Below are 4,698 nucleotides of genomic sequence, written 5' to 3' on the forward strand. Positions count from 1 at the left end.
AACCATCCATGGAGGCAGGCATCATTTGAAAAATATGCAAAAGGACAACGACACAGAAAAGAAATAGCCTAATTTACAAGCAGGTAACTGTAGTTTTATTAAAGTTACCCAAAAACTAATAGTACCTAGTTAAATCAAGCACCAGAAAACTGGTGCTTATGTTAAAACTTTTTCGGGACATTTTCAAAAACGGTTGACAGACCCAATTGCATACTTCATACTTAGATCGGTTAATTCATCGATCATTTTCTTGTTATTTAGTCTTCTAGCCAAAGGCATATAAAAATCGATCGTTTCCTGCGCCTTCTTTTTTTGCTGTTCTTTTTCCATAAACGCAATCGTTCTCATATTATGAAGCCGTTCTGCTAGTTTTATCAGCATTACTTCGTCGTCGATTTCCACTGTTGAATTCTGGTTAAAGTTTGCGGTACGACAAACAAGATCCCATACATCATCTGGCAATCGCTTTGCCAGATCATTCAAATCTATGGTTCCTTTCTTGGTAACATCGCAGAATATTCCTGCAGCTATTACGTTTAATTCTGCCTGAAGCTCCGCTAGAGCGATGGCTACATGCAGCAGATGGGTAACATACTCGTCTCCAGAGTGCCGCTTCACGCCATGATAAGCCTGACAGGCACATTGATAAATATTTTCAAGATTTTCTGCGTTTATTTCCATTCCATTTTCCTGAATCTTCTCTTTTAATTGCTCAAATAATTCCTCTTTCGATGCATGTTCATAGGCAGACTCCAAAAACACATAATTCATAGCATTCCCTCCTAAATAGTTGATTTCAGCTTCCATTGCTTTTAGAAGGGAGGGATAGAATCCAAATTCTTTTTTAAATGCTTTCGTAAACCCGCTATGCGATTGCCAGCCATACCGAAAAGCCGTATCAATGATCTTCACACCAGAAAGTATATCTTCCGAAGCCTTAATCAGCTTCCTCCTCTTTACATACTCCATCACAGTCACATGCATTTGAGACTTAAAAATACGCGCAAAGTGATATTCGGAGTACCCGGCAAAATTAGCGATCTGCTCTATGGTAAGCGGCATATCCAAATGCGTCTCCATGTATTGTAAAACTTTATTTCCTACGGCATTCGATCCCATCACCTTCACCTTCCTGTTACCCACGTGGTAGTAATAGAATACATCGGATGGCGTTAGGTTTCTTTTCCAATCCTGCTGCCTTTCTTTTCCCGCTTACCAAACAAATCCGTTTTTATCCCTGCAAGCTATCAACCCTTTACTGTGGCAACTAAAAGCATGATATTTAAAATTGTTAGAATGACCCCAATGGCAGACAATAGAAACTTATCCCGAATCCCATTTTTATATTTTCCCATAACTTTTTTAGAAGATGTAAGATAAATCTGTAAGAATACGGTAATAGGAAGTTGTATACTTAAAAGCATCTGGCTATAGACCAGTCCTTTAAATGGATCGCGTATCAAAAAGATAATAAATGTCCCTAGCACAAGAATCCAGGTGACACCAACTTTGGTGTGAGGATCCTCTGGATCATAAGGCTCCCCATACATTCCTGCAAATATTGATCCCCCTGCCATTCCCGCTGTCGTGGTAGAGGCAATTCCAGAAAATAGCAGAGCAATCGCAAAGATAAGACTTGCCCCGTTGCCTACTAAGGGTTTCAACATCTGAGCGGCCTGCCCAAGCTCAGACACATGCTCGCCTTTTACAAAAAACGTTGTAGCTGCAAGTATGATCATGGCGCTGTTAATTGCCCAGCCAATGATCATAGAAAACAATGTATCAGAAAATTCGTATTTTAATTGAAGCTTTTGTATGGCCTCGTCTTCCAGATTCCACTGCCTGCTTTGAATGATTTCTGAATGAAGAAATAAATTATGTGGCATAACCACTGCCCCAAGCACTGACATAACAATCAGCATGGAACCGTGGGGAATTTTAACGGTCGTCCAACCTGCAACGGCCTGATTCCAGTCAACATTAACCAAGCTGAGTTCATAAATAAACGAAATCCCAATGATGGATACGAATCCAATGATCCATTTTTCCAGCTTCTGGTAAGAATTGGTAAACAGCATCCATAGGATCAGGATCAAGATGAGAACCGAAGCTAGTTTTATGGGGATCCGAAACAATAAATTCAGCGCTATAGCAGCTCCTAAAATCTCCGCTAGAGCCGTGGCGATTGCCGCCAAAATCGCTGTGATCAAGACGGTCTTAGAGAGCCATGGTTTCAAGTGTTTGTGGGCTGCTTCTGCCAGACAATCTCCGGTTACAATTCCTAGATGCGCCACGTTGTGCTGTAGAATGATCAGCATTATCGTCGACAACGTAACCATCCATAGCAATGTGTATCCATATTCTGATCCCGCTGCAATATTAGAAGCCCAGTTCCCTGGATCAATAAACCCTACCGTAACTAATAGTCCTGGCCCTACATATTTAAGCAACTCTTTCAATCCGAACTTCGGTTTGTGATGTTTTGTGTTTTCTTTTTTTAATGAATCGAACATGAAAGTACCTCCTTTGTCTTCTTATTGTAGACTTATTTTGATTTTTCTTTCATCATTATATATTCTGTAATGCCTTCGCGATATAATCCAGATATTTCTCCAACTTGACAATATCCGATTTTTTCATATAGTCGTTTTGCATTTGAATTAAAATCGCCTACTACTAAAAAGAACTTGTCTCCATCTGATATATTTTCGTAATAATCAATCAGGTCTTTTCCAATTCCTTTGCTTCTGTATTCTTCTTTTACGACGATTATGTGTAAATATGGGAAGCTGTGAAATGCACCATTTTTAATATAAAACATAAATCCAGTGCAAACACCTTCTGCAATTGCTACAAATAAAGTTCCTTGATCCAATCCCTCTTCAATTGCTTTTCTTGCACTTCCTTCCTTTTGAAAATAATGATCTCCAATGGAAGATTCCAAAAGAATTTCTTCACAATTTTTCAGATGTGCATAATTTCCCTTTATAATTTCGTTTTTCATAAATTTCCTCCTAAAATCAAACATTCTATAAGAGTAGGATATCACCATACTTACTAACTTTCAATATTAAGTTCTTAATCCAAAGTAATTTGTCAAAGACTGATATTTGTAAGTTTTTTGTTGACTGGTTTTCATATAATTGATAAGATGGTCTTCTATTCTATACATGGAAACTACACAAATAAAAAATAAAGTTACTTTTTACGGAGGAAATTTAAATGACTTTGACTTATAGAAAGGCACAAAACGAGGATTCATCGCTTCTAATAGATATTTATAATGCAGCATTTTATGATGATTATAAACACTATGGAGAATGCCCCGCTTATGGACGAACGAAAGAACAAATGGAACTATCTATTGCCAATTCCCCAAAATACATTATATTGAATGGGGATATTCCTGTTGGTGTAATTTCGTATCAACACAAAGGAAATGGTGAATATTATCTTGGATGTTTATGTGTTATTCCAAAATATCAAGGAACTGGAATTGGAACAATGGCATTTCAGTATTTACTGTTACTTTGCCACGACTGGAAACGAATCACACTAATCACACCTTCGGACAAAGAACAAAATATAAAGTTTTACACTGAAAAATGCGGGTTTTATATTGGAGACCGTGTGATGGACGGGAATGTAGAAGTTATTCAATTCTATATGGAGCGATAAATTATATTCTAAGGGGGGGGACGAAACATATCCATCCTAATAAATTTTCTTTGCATTTTTCGGAAGCTGTCTGACGTGTTCTAAGAAACCTCTTGCATTCTTGCCCTCAAGCTCATTATAATTGAATTCTAATCTATCACCAACATAAATTGCCGTCTGCCCAAACAGATTACACATAATCATTACGGCTTCCCACGCTTCGGATACTCTGCCTGTAAAATAGGTAGATAAATAAGTTTCCCACTCTTTTTTCTCAATCCATTGGTACATATACTTTCCCGATTTACCAACACTAACCGTAAAATCAGTAAGTATTCCAACCTTCCAGGATAACATTTTTTCTAATTGTTTTCGTACATGATAATTAACCATATCCTGTACATATGGGATCTCCTCTCTCCACAATCCTTTTGCAACATTATTTAAGCACCACCAAAACTCATTGCAAACGCATAAATATTGCTCCTTAGTCGGTTTTTTTACCCAATAATCTTTATCCATTGACTCATGCATATCAGGAAGAATTGCATTTTTATCAAGAAGAATTTTACAAAGTTTATCATCTCCAATATGTTCCCTTGCATGCTTTACTGTCTCAACATGCAAGTCAAGTCGATTCCCGTCTGCAAATTGAATCAGCCATCCGTAGACATTCTCTTTATCACTTGTATAATACGGTGACTCATCTGGATACTGCATATATAAGATCTCACCAAATTTTTTAATCCATGTTGTATCATAAATAAAACCAGCCGTTTCCATTACTACAAAAACAATATCAAAATCTTGAAATATATCCTTTGGAACATTCACATTTGTTCTGGAACCATTCATATATACTGCCAATACCCGTTTATCTCTCTCCGCTGTTGCTAATATTAAATGATACATTTGATGACGTATAATAGATTGCGCAAATTCAAATAAGCAAATAGACATAGTTTTTATCGTTTGGTAGAATTAAGTTACCACAACAAAATTTCCAAAGGAGGATAAAAACTATGTCTGAGAACATTATAC

5 protein-coding genes are annotated in these 4,698 nt (G+C 37.1%); 1 reads left to right on the forward strand and 4 read right to left on the reverse strand.

Translation table 11 applies throughout. The annotated features are described in order from the left end of the window. Nucleotides 1-183: 183 nt before the first annotated feature. From EFT72_RS18760 to EFT72_RS18770, 3 genes are all read right to left on the reverse strand, one after another. A complete protein-coding gene (locus EFT72_RS18760; protein ID WP_124068447.1) occupies nucleotides 184-1,119 on the reverse strand; it encodes a helix-turn-helix transcriptional regulator in 936 nt (311 codons plus the stop codon). A 128-nt stretch (nucleotides 1,120-1,247) separates the two neighbouring features. Continuing rightward, nucleotides 1,248-2,513 carry an Nramp family divalent metal transporter gene (locus EFT72_RS18765; protein WP_124068443.1) on the reverse strand — a complete coding sequence of 422 codons (1,266 nt, stop codon included), beginning with the start codon at nucleotides 2,511-2,513 and terminating at the stop codon, nucleotides 1,248-1,250. Nucleotides 2,514-2,545: 32 nt separating this feature from the next. Further along, nucleotides 2,546-3,004: a GNAT family N-acetyltransferase gene (locus EFT72_RS18770; protein ID WP_124068444.1), complete on the reverse strand. Its 459-nt coding sequence runs from the start codon at nucleotides 3,002-3,004 to the stop codon at nucleotides 2,546-2,548. 218 nt (nucleotides 3,005-3,222) lie between these two features. On the opposite strand from EFT72_RS18770, the gene EFT72_RS18775 reads away from it, so the two are divergent. Beyond that, entirely contained in the window at nucleotides 3,223-3,678 is a 456-nt protein-coding gene (locus tag EFT72_RS18775) for a GNAT family N-acetyltransferase (protein ID WP_124068445.1), read from the forward strand. 36 nt (nucleotides 3,679-3,714) lie between these two features. Here EFT72_RS18775 and EFT72_RS18780 read toward each other — a convergent pair whose 3' ends face one another. Further along, nucleotides 3,715-4,617 carry an aminoglycoside 6-adenylyltransferase gene (locus tag EFT72_RS18780; RefSeq protein ID WP_124068446.1) on the reverse strand — a complete coding sequence of 301 codons (903 nt, stop codon included), beginning with the start codon at nucleotides 4,615-4,617 and terminating at the stop codon, nucleotides 3,715-3,717. Nucleotides 4,618-4,698: the final 81 nt, after the last annotated feature.

It is taken from the genome of Clostridium sp. E02, from assembly GCF_003833015.1.
Lineage (GTDB): Bacteria > Bacillota > Clostridia > Lachnospirales > Lachnospiraceae > Lacrimispora.